18 protein-coding genes and 1 pseudogene are annotated in these 16,848 nt (G+C 47.3%); 14 read left to right on the top strand and 5 right to left on the bottom strand.

Annotation, left to right across the window (positions count from 1 at the left end; all coding sequences use genetic code 11):
• Positions 1-5: 5 nt before the first annotated feature.
• A complete protein-coding gene (locus K1558_RS12470) occupies positions 6-1,496 on the bottom strand; it encodes an alpha-N-arabinofuranosidase (protein ID WP_238651910.1) in 1,491 nt (496 codons plus the stop codon).
• Positions 1,497-1,662: 166 nt separating this feature from the next.
• Between K1558_RS12470 and K1558_RS12465 the strand changes: the two genes are divergently transcribed.
• The 4 genes from K1558_RS12465 (at position 1,663) to K1558_RS12450 (ending at position 4,845) form a co-directional block, all read left to right on the top strand.
• Positions 1,663-1,854, top strand: a complete 192-nt coding sequence (locus K1558_RS12465; RefSeq protein WP_238651909.1) for a DUF2933 domain-containing protein — start codon at positions 1,663-1,665, stop codon at positions 1,852-1,854.
• Positions 1,855-1,943: 89 nt separating this feature from the next.
• Entirely contained in the window at positions 1,944-2,660 is a 717-nt protein-coding gene (locus K1558_RS12460; protein ID WP_238651908.1) for a response regulator transcription factor, read from the top strand.
• Complete coding sequence (locus K1558_RS12455) at positions 2,650-4,056, top strand: sensor histidine kinase (protein ID WP_238651907.1); 1,407 nt, start codon at positions 2,650-2,652, stop codon at positions 4,054-4,056. The genes K1558_RS12460 and K1558_RS12455 overlap by 11 nt, the downstream gene beginning before the upstream one ends.
• A 219-nt stretch (positions 4,057-4,275) precedes the next feature.
• Positions 4,276-4,845, top strand: coding sequence for a YdhK family protein (locus K1558_RS12450; protein WP_238651906.1), 570 nt, complete (start codon positions 4,276-4,278; stop codon positions 4,843-4,845).
• A 51-nt stretch (positions 4,846-4,896) separates the two neighbouring features.
• Here the strand turns inward: K1558_RS12450 and K1558_RS12445 are convergent, their stop codons facing one another.
• Complete coding sequence (locus K1558_RS12445) at positions 4,897-5,637, bottom strand: SDR family NAD(P)-dependent oxidoreductase (protein WP_238651905.1); 741 nt, start codon at positions 5,635-5,637, stop codon at positions 4,897-4,899.
• A gap of 121 nt (positions 5,638-5,758) precedes the next feature.
• Between K1558_RS12445 and K1558_RS12440 the strand changes: the two genes are divergently transcribed.
• From K1558_RS12440 to K1558_RS33180, 7 genes and pseudogenes are all read left to right on the top strand, one after another.
• Entirely contained in the window at positions 5,759-6,640 is an 882-nt protein-coding gene (locus K1558_RS12440) for a LysR family transcriptional regulator (RefSeq protein WP_238651904.1), read from the top strand.
• 137 nt (positions 6,641-6,777) lie between these two features.
• On the top strand, positions 6,778-7,308 hold the full coding sequence (locus tag K1558_RS12435; protein WP_238651903.1) for a GNAT family N-acetyltransferase: 531 nt from the start codon (positions 6,778-6,780) through the stop codon (positions 7,306-7,308).
• A 26-nt stretch (positions 7,309-7,334) separates the two neighbouring features.
• On the top strand, positions 7,335-7,706 hold the full coding sequence (locus K1558_RS12430; RefSeq protein ID WP_238651902.1) for an iron chaperone: 372 nt from the start codon (positions 7,335-7,337) through the stop codon (positions 7,704-7,706).
• Positions 7,707-7,802: 96 nt separating this feature from the next.
• Positions 7,803-8,369: a dihydrofolate reductase family protein gene (locus K1558_RS12425; RefSeq protein WP_238651901.1), complete on the top strand. Its 567-nt coding sequence runs from the start codon at positions 7,803-7,805 to the stop codon at positions 8,367-8,369.
• Entirely contained in the window at positions 8,350-10,626 is a 2,277-nt protein-coding gene (locus tag K1558_RS12420) for an ATP-binding cassette domain-containing protein (RefSeq protein WP_420800434.1), read from the top strand. Before K1558_RS12425 ends, K1558_RS12420 begins: the two co-directional genes overlap by 20 nt.
• A 26-nt stretch (positions 10,627-10,652) precedes the next feature.
• Positions 10,653-11,363: an FAD-dependent oxidoreductase gene (locus tag K1558_RS12415; RefSeq protein ID WP_238651899.1), complete on the top strand. Its 711-nt coding sequence runs from the start codon at positions 10,653-10,655 to the stop codon at positions 11,361-11,363.
• Between the two features lie 71 nt (positions 11,364-11,434).
• Positions 11,435-11,557 (top strand): annotated as a pseudogene (locus K1558_RS33180) (GNAT family N-acetyltransferase); the annotation flags it as partial.
• An 11-nt stretch (positions 11,558-11,568) separates the two neighbouring features.
• Here the strand turns inward: K1558_RS33180 and K1558_RS12410 are convergent.
• Positions 11,569-13,335 (bottom strand): sensor histidine kinase, encoded by a 1,767-nt coding sequence (locus K1558_RS12410; protein ID WP_238651898.1) that lies wholly within the window; start codon positions 13,333-13,335, stop codon positions 11,569-11,571.
• Positions 13,332-14,057, bottom strand: coding sequence for a response regulator transcription factor (locus K1558_RS12405; protein WP_238651897.1), 726 nt, complete (start codon positions 14,055-14,057; stop codon positions 13,332-13,334). The genes K1558_RS12410 and K1558_RS12405 overlap by 4 nt, the downstream gene beginning before the upstream one ends.
• Before the next feature lie 209 nt (positions 14,058-14,266).
• On the opposite strand from K1558_RS12405, the gene K1558_RS12400 reads away from it, so the two are divergent.
• Together K1558_RS12400 and K1558_RS12395 are read left to right on the top strand one after the other, a co-directional pair.
• Positions 14,267-15,232 (top strand): M23 family metallopeptidase, encoded by a 966-nt coding sequence (locus K1558_RS12400; RefSeq protein ID WP_238651896.1) that lies wholly within the window; start codon positions 14,267-14,269, stop codon positions 15,230-15,232.
• A 60-nt stretch (positions 15,233-15,292) separates the two neighbouring features.
• Positions 15,293-15,718, top strand: coding sequence for an SRPBCC family protein (locus tag K1558_RS12395; RefSeq protein WP_238651895.1), 426 nt, complete (start codon positions 15,293-15,295; stop codon positions 15,716-15,718).
• Between the two features lie 81 nt (positions 15,719-15,799).
• On the opposite strand, the gene K1558_RS12390 is transcribed toward K1558_RS12395, so the two are convergent.
• A complete protein-coding gene (locus K1558_RS12390) occupies positions 15,800-16,216 on the bottom strand; it encodes a VOC family protein (RefSeq protein WP_238651894.1) in 417 nt (138 codons plus the stop codon).
• Between the two features lie 81 nt (positions 16,217-16,297).
• On the opposite strand from K1558_RS12390, the gene K1558_RS12385 reads away from it, so the two are divergent.
• Entirely contained in the window at positions 16,298-16,786 is a 489-nt protein-coding gene (locus K1558_RS12385) for an MBL fold metallo-hydrolase (RefSeq protein WP_274528553.1), read from the top strand.
• Positions 16,787-16,848: the final 62 nt, after the last annotated feature.

Genomic DNA, 16,848 nt, shown 5'->3' with positions numbered 1-16,848 from the left:
TAAGTTCAATCCAAAATAATCTCAGCAACACAGCAGGCAGGCAGGGAAAGCTCCAGGGAATTATCCTGTATCTCCATGTCCGGCAACGCCTGGATTTCAACCTGAGGCGGCTGCCCGAATGAATTGTGGCTGTTCATATCACCGCTAATGTAGCGGATGGAGGCGTTGGAGAAAGTCTTACCGTCCAGCTTCCAAGTGATTGGCTGAGCTTCCTCCATGGACAGGTTAGCCAGCGTGACATGAATTTTACCGTCTGTCCGTTCAGAGGCACTGACATGCAGAGCGGGGACCAGAGCATCTTCCGGCCCGGTTTGCTGTTGCTGTTGCACATAGCTCTCGATTAACGTAGCATCCTGATGCCCTTTAAAGAGGTCAAACACGTGGTAAGTAGGAGTCAGAAGCAGCTTATCGCCTTCGGTCAGAATTACGGACTGGAGTACATTGACCATCTGCGCGAGATTGGCCATGTGTACCCGGTCGCTGTGGCTGTTAAAAATATTCAGTGACACAGCAGCGACCATAGCGTCACGCATCGTATTCTGCTGGAACAAGAATGCCGGATTCATGCCCGGCTCTACCTGGTGCCAGGTCCCCCATTCATCCATAATAATGCTCACCCGTCCCTGCGGATCGTACTGATCCATTACATGTTTATGTCTGCGGATCAGCTCATCGGTATACAGTGCCCGGCGCAAGGTGCGGTAATAGCTTCCGGCATCAAATCCGACGGCATGGCCCTTCTGCTCCCACGGGTATTCTTCCGTGTCATAAAAACCGGGCATCGTATAATAGTGCAGTGAAAGTCCGTCCATCTGCTTACCGGCTTGCTTCATTAGAACCTCGGTCCATTCATAATCGCCGCCGTTCGCTCCGCAGGCAATCCGGTACAGCTTGGATTCGCCATAATTCCGCACATAAGTCTCAAAGCGTCTATACACATCCGCATAGTATTCAGGCCGCATATTTCCGCCGCAAGCCCAGTTCTCGTTGCCTACTCCTACAAATTCCACCTTCCAGGGCTGGTCCCGGCCGTTCTGCCGTCTCCAATCCGCCATCGGGGAGTCGCCGCTGAAGGTCATATATTCAATCCATTCGCTAACCTCCCGGGGAGTACCGGAGCCGACATTAGCGGCAATATAAGGCGAGCACCCGACCTGCTCACACAGATCAAGAAATTCATGTGTACCGAAGGAGTTATCCTCCACGACAGCGCCCCAACCGGCATTCACAATGCGTTTGCGGTCCGGTCCGACTCCATCTTTCCAGTTATAGTATTCGGCAAAGCAGCCTCCGGGCCAGCGAAGCACAGGCACCTGGATCTTCCGGAGGGCCTCCACAACATCGCATCGTATTCCCCGGACATTGGGGATTATGCTGTCTTCTCCCACATAAATACCATTATAAATTCCGTTACCCAGATGTTCCGCAAAGTGCCCGTAGATGTTTTTGTTGATGGTGGAGAGCTTCCGTCCTGCATTAATGAACAATAACGCCATAATCATCGGCTCCAATCGGCAGCAGTATAGTGTTGAAACAAGTAAGCTGGCAAGATTTTATTATAGCGCTTGTTCACGATTCACGCATGCTTTCAACATAAATTCCACATACTCAGACATTAAAATAAAAATATCAATTAAAGTAACTCTCATAGGAGGATTTCAAATGGAATGGTCTACATTACTCGTACTGGTATGTCCTGTCATGATGATTGTTATGATGTTTACAATGAAAGGGGGGCATCCGCACGGCTCCCATAATCATCGTGTCGCTGCTGATAGCCTGCAAGACCAGCTGGTTGATCTGAAAGCAGAGAATGAACGAATTAGCAAAGAACTGCAAAGCTTAAAAAAATAATATAATAGAGGTTGAGAATATGCCGTAAGCGAGGACCGCTTACGGCATTCTAACATTAATATAACAGAGATATTCGAGGTGAATATTCAGTGTCTAAACTCCAGGTATTAATTGTAGATGATGAATGGAATATGAGAAATTTGCTGCGGATCTATTTAATGAAAGAAGGTTTTGAGATTAAAGAGGCAGCCACGGGGCAAGAAGCCTTAACGTTGGTCCAAGCCCATTCCTTCGATGTCATTATTCTCGATGTAATGCTGCCTGATATGGATGGCTGGCAAATCTGCAAGCGGATCAGAGATCTTGTCACAACACCAGTATTATTCCTGTCTGCACGAACAGAAACCAAAGATAAGGTTAAGGGTCTCGGTATCGGCGCGGATGATTACTTGACCAAGCCCTTCGATCCGGAAGAATTACTGGCCCGCGTGTTCTCCTTGATCCGCAGATCAGTGATGAACCAGGAGATAATCCCTCAGCTGTCACGCATGCTTCATTATCCAGACCTCGTGATCATACCGGAAGCCCGTGAAGTCCGGATTTGTGATGAATTTGTAGACTTCACCCAGAAGGAATTCGATTTGCTGATGGCTTTTACGCAGAATATCCACAAAGCATATACAAGAGAAGAATTAGTGGAACGGCTATGGGGCTATGATTTTGAAGGAGAATTCAGAGTCGTTGATACGCATATCAAAAATATTAGAGAAAAGATGCACCTGGCTGGTTTGAAATACAACCCAATCCAAACGGTATGGGGGGTTGGTTATAAATTTAATATTCCGGGAGAGGCCAATGAAAAATAACCGTATCGCGTTAAAATTAGGGTTTATTATTATTGCGGTGTTTCTTATCGTATTGGTGTTCCTGGGCTTGACCATTGGCCGTTTATTCACAAGTTTTTATTTCGACCGGATGCAAACGGAGAATGAGGAATTGGGTTCTCATTTTGCCGTTATGGCTCAATCGGATAGTACTTCTGGTGAGATGATGAAGACATTTGCCGAATTCTCGAATGTCAGTATTTTTAATGTTAACGCCAAAAGTGAGGTCATTCTACACTCAGGAACGCATGATTCATCCGACCGGAATATGATCCGAAGCGCGGATCTGGATAGAATCTTTGCGGGAGAGAAAGTCAATTACATATATACCGGACCTTCCGGAATTCGTTACTTCGTGTCCGGGCAACCGATCTATGAGCAAGATGCAGTGACCTCCGCTCTGTATGTCATGTCCTCCACTGAGAAAATGGAGCAGTCCTTACTTGCGGCCCGTAATCCTTTGATCTTGTCTGGAATTGGCGCTTTTCTATTGGCTCTTGGTATTACATGGATTATCGCCCAGTATTTATCGCGGCCGTTACTTATAATGCAACAGGCTACACGCAAGATCGCTGCAGGAGACCTGGAAACGCGTCTTGATATGAAGAGCAAGGATGAATTGGGCAGCTTGGCACAAGCGATTAACGATCTTGCCGCAGATCTTCAGCGATACCGGGATACAAGGCAGGAATTCCTCGCGAATATTTCGCATGAACTCCGGACACCGATTACCTATTTGGAAGGCTACACTCAGGTGCTTCGGCAGGAACTTTATGAAACTGCAGAAGAAAAAAACAAGTACCTGGAAATCATTCATGACGAGGCATTACGGCTGCGGCACTTAGTCGAGGATCTGTTTGATCTGGCGAAAATGGAAGAAGGGAAGATTAATCTGCAGCTGGACGGGGTGAATATGTCTGATTTGACACAACAGGTGGTGCGGAAAGCGGAGCTCAAGTCAATAGAAAAAGGGCTTAACCTGAAATACAACGAAACCGGTACGATGAGACAGATACACGCAGATAAAAAGCGGATGGAGCAAATCATCCTTAATCTATTGGAGAATGCCGTCCGTTATACCGAAAAAGGCGAAATTAACGTCTCCCTTACATATACCAGCAGTGCGGTGCTCCTGGTCGTGGAGGACTCAGGGATGGGGATTCCAGAAGATGAGCTTCCATACATTTTCGAACGCTTTTACCGGGTGGAAAAGTCGAGATCACGCCAATATGGAGGAACGGGCTTAGGACTCTCCATAGTGAAAAAACTGGTTGAATTGCAGGGCGGACAAATTACAGTAACCAGTCAGGTAAATCAAGGTACACGGTTTGAAATTCAGTTTATCCGGCAGCCATCATGTCAGGAGGCAGGCGAATGAAAAAAGCAGAATGGCTAATCGCTGTTCTTTTGATCGCAATGGGTATATGTTGTATGACGATATCCGCAGTATCCTTTCAAAATCCATTCATACTGCCAAGCGGGATCCTCAAATAGTGAAGTATAAGGATTTTTCACAAAAACCACATTAAATCTTCATATTTTCTGGTTAATTGAGGATAGCTTCACCTCATTCAGATAGCGAAAGGAGATTTTTTTCATGAAAAAAGGTTTGTTCATTTGGGCTGCAGCGCTGGTGGTCGTCATCAGCGGCTGTGGAAACACGGCAAATAACGAAAAACAGGCGTCCGATACATCCAGTAAGGCTGCATCCAGCATGAATCATTCGGAGATAGAACATGAGAATATGACAAACGAAGTGCCTGAAGGACTAAAGGAAGCCGCTAATCCGGAGTATAAGGTCGGCGATCAAGTCATCATTACTGAGGGACATATGGACGGGATGAAGGGGGCTGCCGCAACCATTGTAGGGGCTTATGAGACTAATGTCTACGCGGTATCATATACACCCACAACAGGAGGAAATCCGGTTACGGATCATAAGTGGGTTATTCAGCAGGAGTTACAAGATGCAGGAGACGAGCTCTATGCACCCGGCACAAAAGTGGTGCTCAACGTGGATCATATGCCTGGTATGAAAGGGGCTGCCGCAACTGTAGACACAGGTGAGCGAACAACCGTATACATGGTTGACTACACTCCGGCAACTGGCGGAGATCCGGTAAGAAATCATAAGTGGGTAACCGGGAATGAGTTAAAGGCGAAGTAAAACAGGGCATCTATTCTCCAATAACGTGAGAATAGATGCCCTGCTGATGACTTATAAGGTTTGACCGCTATCCACGGTTATGATCTGGCCGGTCATTGCCTCCTGTTCCAGAGCAGCACAGATCAGTTGAGCGATATCTCGGGGCGTTGAAATCTGCTGCAGCAGAAGGTGGGGGGCCAATCGCTTCATCTGTTCTTCCCTTCCGTCCCACCATCTGGTCGCAACAGCTCCCGGTACGACACAATTAACCCGAATAGCTGGAGCTAGAGCCCGGGCTAAGGACTTCGTAAGTCCATGAACCGCTGATTTGGTTACAGCATAGGGAAGCGATGAGCCTAGTCCTGTCTGCCCGGCAATGCTGCCAACATTTACAATCGCCCCCTGGTTATTCTCCTTCATAAAGGGAGCGACAGCCCTCGCGCAGTAGAACATACCCTTCACGTTCACATCGAACAGGTTATCCCATACCTCCTCCGTTACTGATGCTAAATCATCCATCGGAATATGTCTGGTGATGCTGGCATTGTTCACAAGCAGATCGATTGTACCGAATTGTTGTACAGCGGTCTGAACCATGGCTTCTACCTCCATGTCCCGGGAAACATCAGCTTGTAGGGCCATAGCCCGCCCGCCTTTATCATTGATCCATTGAACGGTTTCTTCCGCTTCGGAATGAGAACGTGAATAATTCACAATAACGGTCGCCCCCCGTTCAGCCAGCATGAGACTTGTTGCCCTTCCGATTCCCGTACCGCCCCCTGTAACAAGGCCTACCTTACCTTTTAATTCCATAATAACTTCACTCCTCCGATGCTTTTTATGTATTTATTGTAAAGCCTAATCTCGCATTTGTATAATTGAACTAATTGAAGGATTGGTTCAATAATATTGAATTGATACAGGAGGATGGACAGTGGATCTGAAAACATTAAAAACATTCCATTTGATTGTGCAATACGGGAGCTTTAACCGCGCAGCCCAGGAAATGAATTATGCCCAATCAACCGTCACGATGCAAATGCAAAAGCTTGAGTCTGAACTGGGGGTTAAGCTGATCGAACGGGGGAAAGAAATCAGCTTGACGGAAGCCGGCAGGCTGTTTCACGAGCAAAGCTTACAAATCACCAAACATATGGAGTACCTTCAGACCAGTTTATCCAACTTGAAATCAGGGGATTCAGGACATATACGCATTGGGGTAACGGAACCAACGGCTAGTTATCGTTTACCTGGTGTTCTGAGGAATTTTATGACCGGGCATCCGAATGTCCGTATTTCCGTGGAAATTTCAAACACCCCGACTCTTAAAGAGCGGGTCCTCCAAGGAGAAATCGATTTTGCACTTTCTACGGCACCTGACTTGGGATCGGAGCTACATTTCGAGCCTCTATTCCAGGAAGAGTTCGCCGTGTTAATGCCCGAGAATCATCCGCTTGCCCGGAAAGAGGTGATCGCGCCTCAGGAATTTCAGGGATATCGTCTGCTTATCACATCGGCAACTTGTCCATACCGCAGGAAGCTGGAGATGGTATTGCAGGAAAGTGGAAACCTTATGCTGGATACCATGGAGATCGGGAGCATGACCGCATTAAAGCATTATGTGGAGAATGGCTTAGGAATCGCGCTGGTCCCTAAAATTATGATTGAACCTGAAGTAAGCGGGACTACTGTCAGGATGGTCAGCGGGAGCCTCATATCTATGACCTTCGGGATCTTGTGCAAAGCATCGGCATATCCGCTGCAACTGGCAAGTGGAAAGCTGTATCAACAGCTCAAACTTTATCTAAAAGAATGAGAGCAGGCGTTTTAATCATGTCATAAGATGACATGATTAAGTTTTATAATGATAGTAGATCAACGAGAGGAGCAATAAATTATGAATCAGAGAATCATATTAGACCGGAAAGTTTCTGGAGAAATGGAGGTATGCATATGTACGCATATCTAGAGTTTGAAAATAAAATGATTGATGAATTAGTAGAATTCTTAACATCAGAAACATGGAAGTTTCATGGACAGGAGAATCCTACTGAAGAGTCTATAAGACATAATTTTTCCAACGGAAATTATAACCAAAACGGGAACCAAACCTTTTGGATCATGGACGGTCATACAAAAATTGGTTTGATCAGAGTTTTTGATCTAGAGGATCCTACGTGTCTATTCGATTTGCGTTTAAAAGAAAGGGTTAGAGGTAAAGGAATAGCAAAGCATGTGCTTCATTGGTTAAGTACTTATATATTTAATAATTATCCTCATATTATTAGAATTGAAGGTCATACCAGATATGATAATCTCGCTATGAGAAAAACGTTCTTTAACAGCGGATTTGTGAAAGAATCTTATACCCGCAGATCCTGGAGACAAGGCGGACAACTATTTGATTCTGTTGGATATGCCATGATAAGAGATGACTGGGAGAGCAATACCCAAACAATTATAGAAGATAACTTTCCATACTAAGTTAATCATTTCAGGGAGGAATTATAATGGAAGATTTTTCGGATTTTTTAGTAAGGATTGATGACTCTAACCACAGAGAAAAAATAGAGGAAATGTTTAATTGGATTAGACAAAAGTATCCCCAGCTAAATGAAGTGATCAAATGGAATCAACCGATGTTAACGGATCACGGAACATTTATTATTGGATTTAGCGCTTCTAAAAAGCATTTAGCAGTATCTCCTGAAAGTTTTACGATCATGCATTTAGAGGATGACATTGTGACGGCTGGACTTGATTATACTAAAGAACTGGTTCGTTTCCCTTGGAAAAACCCGATTGATTACACGCTAATTGAGAAAATGATTGATTTCAATATAGGATCAAAAGCTAATTGCTCCACTTTTTGGAGAGAATAGTTGTGTTCAAACGTTTCTCAGTTAGTTTTAATATGACATATGGTGACATGATTAAGCTCTATAATGATTATAGATTAACGAGAGGAGCAATAAATCATGAGCAGAAGGATCTTATTAGACTTGGCAGTAACTTTGGACGGTTACATTGAAGGGAAGAATGGGGAAGTAGATTGGTGCATTATGGACCCTGAGCTGGAGTTCAATCAATTTTTGAATCAAGTGGATACTATATTTTATGGAAGAAAAAGCTATGACCAATTTGGACAATATATGTCTAACGATGAAGATTCGGACGCTGATAAAGAATTCTGGGCATTGATTCATAGCAAAGAGAAATATGTGTTCTCCAGGTCGCAGCAGGGGGAAGGTCATGAAGCGATTTTTATTAACGACCATATTCTCGAAGAAGTAAGCGCAATCAAACAGAGACCCGGTAAAGACATCTGGTTATATGGCGGAGCAAGTCTGATTACAACGTTTATCCAATTAGGACTTGTGGATGAATTCAGATTATCCGTTCACCCTGTGGTTCTTGGAGAAGGAAAACCGCTGTTTGCGGATATCAAAGATCGGTTGAATTTAAAATTGGCTGACACCAGAACCTTCTCCTCCGGACTTGTTCAGCTTATATACCATTGGGACGGTGAGCTTGGTGCACGCTAATGATATCGTCATTAAAGGCGCGCGTGAGAATAACCTGAAAAACGTCAATGTCCGCATTCCGAAACGAAAAATCACGATCTTTACCGGCGTCTCAGGTTCGGGCAAATCTTCGCTGGTCTTCGACACTATTAGTGTCGAAGCTCAGCGGCAGCTTAACGAGACCTTCTCCGCTTACATCCGCAACCGGATGCCCCGGTTTAGTCAGCCGGATGCCGATCTTATCGAGAATTTGTCAACAGCTATTGTCATCGATCAGAAAAGACTCGGCGGCAACTCCCGTTCGACGGTTGGCACGATCACGGATATTTATGCAATGCTCCGGCTGCTGTTCTCCAGAATCGGTCAACCGTACATTGGTAATTCGCATGTGTTCTCCTTTAACGATCCGGCCGGTATGTGCCCGGAATGCTCAGGAGTAGGGCAAGTCGTGCAGTTCGATGTAGAGAAGCTGCTTGACAGGTCCAAGTCGCTGAATGAAGGCGCTATCCTGTTTCCCGCTTTCAAAGTAGGGGGCTGGTTATGGAATACCTATGCCCAATCCGGACTGTTCGACAACGATAAGCAGCTCGCTGACTACACACAAGAAGAGTGGGATGTTCTCCTGCATGGCAAAAAGAGCAAAATCGTCTACAACACCAAGGGCGGAGCCATTGAATCGGATTACGAAGGTCTGCTGCCCAAGCTCACACGGCTGTATCTGAAGCGGGACAGCAGCGAGCTGTCCGAAGCCAAACGCGAATCCATTAACCGGTTCTTGTCCTACAGTGAATGCAGACTGTGTAAGGGCAGCCGGCTTAACCAAGTTGCTTTAGGCTGCCGGATTAACGGATACAACATCGCAGAGTGTGCAGCAATGGAGATTGGCGGGCTTATTCGTGTAATCGAAGCCATTCAGGACCCCGTTGCCGGGCCCATGAAGGAGGGAATCCTGACCCGGCTGAATCATCTGGTCTCGATTGGGCTGGAGTATCTCAGTCTGGACCGGCAGACCTCAACATTGTCAGGCGGGGAGTCGCAGCGCATTAAGATGGTCCGTCATTTGAGCAGCAGTCTTACCGACATGATTTATATTTTTGACGAGCCAAGCGTCGGGCTGCATCCGCGGGATGTTCATCGTCTGAACGGCATGCTGCGCCAGCTCAGGGACAAAGGGAATACAGTACTTGTTGTTGAACATGACCGCGAAGTGATGGAAATCGCCGATTATATTATTGATGTTGGACCTCATGCAGGTGCCCGTGGCGGTACAATCGTCTATGATGGCGACTTTGCAGGCTTACTCGGTGCGGATACGTTAACAGGAAGGTACTTGAAGCAAAGCCTGCCCTTGAAGACATCTGTAAGAGAGCCAAAGGGACAAATGACTGTAGCCTGCACCAGCCTGCACAATCTGAAGAATGTGACCGTTGATATCCCGGTTGGAGTACTGACTGTGGTAACGGGTGTTGCCGGCTCAGGTAAAAGCACGCTGATTAACGGAGCCTTCCTCTCCTCACATCCAGAAGCCATCGTGATTGATCAGTCGGCTGCGGGCACATCCATCCGCTCTAATCCCGCTACCTACACGGGAATAATGGACGACATTCGCCGGCTGTTCGCAGCCGCTAATAAGGTAAGCGCTTCCCTGTTCAGCTTCAATTCCAAGGGAGCTTGCGCCAACTGTCAGGGTCTAGGCATGATCTACACAGATCTGGCATTTCTGGAGCCTATACGGATGACTTGTGAAGCTTGTGGAGGCAGGCGGTTCAGCGATGAAGTACTGGAATACAAACTGAAGGGACAATCCATCAGCGACGTCCTCAATATGACCGTAAGGGAGGCTTCGGCGTTCTTCAGCAAGAAAGAGTTGCTCCGCAAGCTGCAGACGCTGGAGGATGTGGGACTGGGATACGTAACGCTGGGCCAGCCTTTGAGCACCCTGTCGGGCGGTGAATGCCAACGTATCAAGCTGGCTGAGGAGCTTCACAAGGAGGGCAGCCTCTACGTTATGGACGAGCCGACAACCGGACTGCATATGTCCGATATCTCTGGTCTAATGGACATTATGAACCGCCTGGTCGACAGCGGCAACTCAGTGGTGGTCATCGAACATAACCTGGATGTGATCAAGAGTGCAGACTGGATTATTGACATGGGTCCCGAGGGCGGACACCGGGGCGGCCAAATTGTATTTGAGGGCACGCCAGCCCAGCTTGCTGCTGCTGCACATTCTATAACAGGGACGTATTTGCGCAAGGCTTTCCATTCAGATATATAAAATCTCAATTTCAGGAGATGGTGTCATTGGGCTTTTTCCAAGATAATCTAATTCCAATATTTAAGAAGAGAGAATTGTTGTTTCAAGAAAGCTACAAAGAGGCGGAGAATGTATTTTCTTTTGTCTTTGAAAAAGAAAAAGATATGACCTGGAAAGCAGGTCAATACGGGTTGTTCAGCATCACTCACAAAAAAATTAAAAACCCTACTAAGCCGTTTAGTCTATCATCGTCACCTACTGAAAATGTTATTAAAATAACCACGGTGATTCCTGATGAACCCAGCGATTTCAAGAAAGCTTTGCTGGAATTAAAAAAGGGCTCTAAAGTAAGTATGAGCGGGCCTCTAGGTCCATTTTATCTAAAAGATAACCGTCCGGCACTCCTTGTTGCAGGAGGAATTGGAATTACTCCATTTCGGTCGATTGTAAAACGATTAAGTGATGAATCAAGCGGGTTCGGCAATAAAGTTCATCTGCTCTATATGGATAGCCAACAGTCTTTTCTGTTCAAAAATGAATGGGATGAAATCTCCAAACAAGCCTCGCTTAACGTTAATTACCTTACTTCCAGGGATGAACTATATCTTAAAATCAATGAATTTTTAACAAGTTATAAGGATGAGGCGAATTATTTTATTGCCGGACCTAAGTCTATGACTGACTCTATTTCAACTCATTTACTAAATCAAAATGTACACAAGAAAAATATAACAAAGGACGTCTTTACCGGGTATTGATTATATGGTTGCCTGCATTTCCCTTCATTATATCTCCCAATTGGTAGGAATTTGCCTCTGCCTCGGCCAGGAAAAGGGGATGTGGCAGTATCCAAGTTCATTGTCATCCCAGAAGAACAGAGGCTCATAAATTTTATGAGAGACAAGGTTTTAAGGAGGCTCCTAAGTATTTTTCAAAAAGGTTAGAAAAATAAAAAAACAACTCCTAAAGAGTTGTTTTTTTATGGGCATCCCATATCAAACGTATTTCCGTTCCCTCCTCGGGATTCGATCGGACCTCAATTCGCCCTTTCATCGCCTCGATCAGTCCCTTGGTTACCGCCATGCCCAGGCCTGAGCCGACATCGGGTGCAGCTGTATCTGTGCCGCGGTAGTATCGTTCGAACAGCTTCCATACCGTCTCCTGATCCATCCCGCGTCCATTATCGGCAAATTGAACGATGAAATCGCCTGCCTCGTTACCCGGCTGCACACTTACGGTCAGCTTCGCGTCCGGCGGATTATGCAGCAAGGCGTTGGCAGTCAGATTATCAACGATCCGTTCAAAGGAGGGGATGTGTACATAGCCCTGTACCTGAGCCGGGGCAGGCTGGAACGTAATGCGTCCCTCTCCATAAGCCGGATTCCGCTCAGCACGCTGTACCAAATCCTGCAGCAGAGCATTGATATCCGTTAGCTCAACAGGAGGCTGGTATCCGCCGCTGCGCAGACGGTAGGTCATGGCCAAGTCGCTTACCAGCCTGTCCATGTACATCGACTTGTCCAGCATAATGCCTGCGAATTCGCGCACCTCTGCTGAAGTCCATTGGTATTTCTCAGCCTCTAGCATATGTGCATAACCCTGGAGCGAGGATAGGGGTGTCTTGAGATCATGGGTAATTCCAGCAATCCATTCCTCCCGCAGAGATTCGTTCTGTTTACGGAGTTCTTTATCCTGCTTCAGGGTATCGGATAACGTCTGGATGGAACCTAACACTTCCGTATAGACCCGGTATTTCCGCCGCCATTTCCCGTTCTTCTTCTGGCTAAGCGGCCTGCCGCGGGGGCCGGCCGGCTCCTCATATTGTCCGCGTTCAAGCCGCTGCAGCCATTGGAGCATATGGAGCATCGGGTAACCGAACAGGTTAGCATACCAGACAGCAAGCAGGATCAGCAGGCCGATAATAGATACCAGAAGGGCAGCCAGGGCAGGACCAAAAATAAATCCGAAGGGATTCTCGTTGCTGCCCGCCGGATTACCCGCAAGAGGAACGCTCAGCATCCAGGTGGAATGGTTCTGCTCATCATAGCTGGTCACTGCAGTCATTCCATACCGGGCCGGGTAACGTGTACGCAGAATCAGTTCCTGGAGGCTGTAGCTGTCCGGGATGCCGCTTGCCGGCTTGTTGAAAGAAGCCATTTCCTGTCCCTGTTTGTCCAAAATCTGCAGATAGGCATCCGCCGCGCGGATGATGTCCTGCTGCCCGGATGTCAGCTCCAGCTTGTTATTGGCATAACGGCCCCCGTTATATATTTGCTGCAACATGGTTCCAGCCTGGTTGTTCTCTCCATACAGCAGGGTGAAATTAATCCCTTGTCGTTCCCGGATAAGCAGATATAGCTCGTAGGGAAAAGGCTTTTGGCCTTGCCAATAGGATATGAGCTCTCCAGGTTTATAGTGATCCGGCACATCGGGAGGGGTATGGAAAGCATCCAGCACACGGCCCTGCTCGTCGAGAATCTGCAGCCAGCCGTTGTTCTCTTCGATACGCTTCAGCAGATCGGGATCATACTTAACCCTGCCGTCCGGCAAAATATCGGCTGTACTGATTAACTGATCGAGCCCGACCGTGGCAAAATCTTCAACAAGGCTGGCTTCATTCAACTGCTGAATGACCCAGTAAGCTATACTTCCTGCGATGACCAGGATCAGGACCACCGTACCCGCAAGCAGGCCAATGAACCGTGTCATCAATCTGCGTCTTACACTCATCGCCCGGGCCCCGTGTCGGACTGAATGAGCTTATACCCTAGCCCGCGAACGTTCACTAATAGTTCAGGGTTGGACGGATCTGCCTCAATACGCTCACGAATCCGGTGAATATGCACCATGACGGTGTTGTCATCCGAAATAGCCTCCGATCCCCAGACCCGCTCATACAATTCAGACTTGGTAAAGATCCGATTCGGATGTTTGCAAAAGTACAGCAGCAACTGATACACCAGCGCCGGGCAGCTCACGGGTTGACCTTCGACTCTGAGTTCACCGGCTGGCTCTATGACCTGAAAACGGCCAAAATCATAGATCCCTTCCTGCGGCAGTTGCTCTGCTTCCGTCTGTCTGGGCAAATATCGTCTCAGCAGGGATTTGATCCGTGCGACTACCTCCAGCGGGTTAAAGGGCTTAACGACATAATCGTCTCCGCCAACGGCGAAGCCGGTCAGCTTGTCATAATCAGTGGTTTTCGCAGTCAGAAAGAGGATAGGGGCATCGGTCATTTGCCGAAGAAAAGGGCAGATTTCCAGCCCGCTCCGCCCGGGAAGCATCACGTCCAGCACGATGCAGTGATAGGTTTTCTTTTCACAGGCAGCAATCGCCTCTTCACCGGTAGTGACCGTATCAATATCCAGGAATTGCTCCTTGAGCAATACCGTTCGGAGCATATGCAGAATCGCCTGTTCATCATCAACAAGCAAGATTGAAACTTCATCCATGACGAAATAGAGCCTCCCAGCTTTTGATATAAGTATCATACCATTCTGAAACACTGTGATGCGTGCCGGTAACCTTAACGGATGCTTAATTTTGGAGATAGAACACGCCGCAAAGTTAAGATAGACGTAAGAGTGGGTTAGACGGCAGATAAGATTGATTTCGTACACTGGACTGGAAAGATATCGTTCTGACAAAGGAGTGCAGGGAAATGACTAGAGTATATTCGAAAAGCTGGAAGGGGCTTGCCGCAGCGCTTGGCATGTGTGTGATATTGTCTGCCTGCAGCACCCCGGAAGCCTCTGAACCACAAGAGATTACACCTGACAATTTCATGGATACCTTAATGAAGGGATCGAAGGAGAACATCTACAAGCAGATGAGCCCGGAGCTGCAGGGAATCATATCGCTGGACGAATTCAAGTCGACTGCCGACAGCTTTATGGAAGGCGTTACTTCATGGAACAAGGTTACGGAAGTTAAACTGAACAAACTGGTTGATGTTTCGTGGAAGGATCAGACGGGGACGAAGGGGATTCAAGCCTCTTTTACCGAAGATCACCAGATTGCAGGGCTGCTTATTCAGCCGCTGGAGAGGCATGACGCAACGGATAAGGCGTTGACTAAGACTACATTCCAGTTCCCGCTGAAGGGCGAATGGTTTGTGTTCTGGGGCGGGAACGATGTGTTATCCAACTATCATTATGCTCATGAAACCCAGCGTTACGCACTCGACATTATCCGCACACAGGATGCTTCCAGCTATCAGGGTGATGGAAAGGATAATGAGGACTATTATGCTTTTGGCGAACCGCTCTATGCAGCAGCAGACGGCAAGGTGGTTGAAGTCAAAAATGACATCCCGGATAATACGCCGGGCGTGATGAACGCTGAAGCACCGGAAGGGAATGTCGTGGTCATTGATCATGGAAACGGGGAGCACAGCATAACAGCACACATCAAGCAAGGCAGCGTAGCCGTCAAAAAAGGGGAACACGTTAAGCAGGGAGAACTCATCGGACATCTCGGTAATTCAGGGAACTCCAGTGAAGCACACTTGCATTTTCAGGTATCGGACGGGCCCGACATCTTCACCTCCCGTTCGCTTCCGATCCGCTGGGCCGATCAGAGTCAGAGCCTGACACGGGGGAATTCTTTTCACGGACTGCCCGAATAATTATGTTACTATGTTATTATAATATGAACATCCAAACAACTGAGAGAGGTGTCTATTGAAATGGAAGAGAAGCAGCCGACGAAAGTAACTGTACAAGCCGTGGTTCAAGCTCCCGTCGAAAAGGTATGGCGCTACTGGACAGAGCCGGATCACATCACCAAGTGGAATCAGGCGTCCGAAGACTGGCATGCACCGAGAGCCGAGAACAATCTGCACGTTGGCGGCACCTTTCTGACACGGATGGAGGCGAAGGATGGCAGCATGGGGTTTGATTTTGGCGGCGTGTACGATGTCGTGAATCCGCATGAGGTGATCAGCTACACCATAGAAGACGGAAGAAAAGTGGAGATTACGTTCATCGGTCAGGGGGATAAGACGACGGTCATCGAGACATTTGATGCGGAAAACGCCAATCCCGTCGAGCTCCAGCAAGCAGGCTGGCAAGCGATCCTGGACAATTTCAAAGCTTATACCGAACAGAACTAATGATCAAAAGAAAGACGCCTGGAAAGATACCCGGCGTCTTTCTTTTTTGAAGACATAGTACGAGCGTACTCTTCGTTAGCCTCAATTCTGTGCCGCTTCCTGGCTCATGCAGTTAATCGCCCACAGATGGCCGTCCAAATCCACGAAGCCCCAATGATACATAAACCCATGATCTTCAGGTTCAGCATGCAATTTTCCGCCTAAGGAGAGCGCGGTATTCACGATTTCATCGACCTTTTCCCGGCTCTCGAATTCCAAAGCAATCGTCAGCTGCGCATACTTGCGCGTATCGACGGCTTCCTTCTCCGTGAGTGTATTAAAGAAGGCTTGATGGATCAGCATGACCTGCAGGTTGTCGCCGATTAGGATGGCTACCGAATTCTCGTTATCCGGATATTGCGGGTTGAGCTCAAATCCAAGTCCGGTGAAGAACGCTTTCGATTGTGCTACGTTTTTTACAGGCAGGTTGAGGCTTGTGAATGCGGACGTTAATGCCATGTTCCATACACCTCTTTGTCCAATATTTTCAAATGATTCTCCTGATTATGTCACATCAGAACCTCCCGATATCATTGACAGCTGACGCATATCATCATTACGCATCAAGACAGCGATCACATTGGCAGTCTGCCGGAGCTAGTTCAGGCCAGGGGGAATGAGTTGACGGTGCTCGCACATGAGGAGACTGTACCCTATTTGACGGGTGCCATTCCGCTTGTTAGAAGTACAACTTTTGCACCGCCCGTGCACGTTCATACGGCTCTGAAGGATGGAGACATTCTGCCTCTGGCCGGCGGCATTCAAGTCGTCTTTACCCCAGGACACACGCCAGATCATATGTCGCTCTATCATATTCCAAGCCAAACATTAATTGCCGGCGATGCACTAAATTCAAAAGACGGAAAGCTCCTGTCCTGTGACAAATACTACACGTTGGATCACCCTACTGCGCTGAAGTCGATTGCTAAGCTGGTAGAGCTGGATATTAAAAAAGTGATCACCTATCACGGCAACGGAGCTACTCATCGGATCAAGGAAAGTCTCCAGAACATAGTGAATGCCGGATGAAGGATTGAAATTGAACAAACAGGAGATTAAACTCTTTGAAACCTGCGCAAGTTGCAGGTTTT

The sequence above is a fragment of the Paenibacillus piscarius genome, from assembly GCF_022234545.1.
Lineage (GTDB): Bacteria > Bacillota > Bacilli > Paenibacillales > Paenibacillaceae > Paenibacillus_AQ > Paenibacillus_AQ piscarius.
This window is presented reverse-complemented; position numbering and strand designations above follow the sequence as displayed.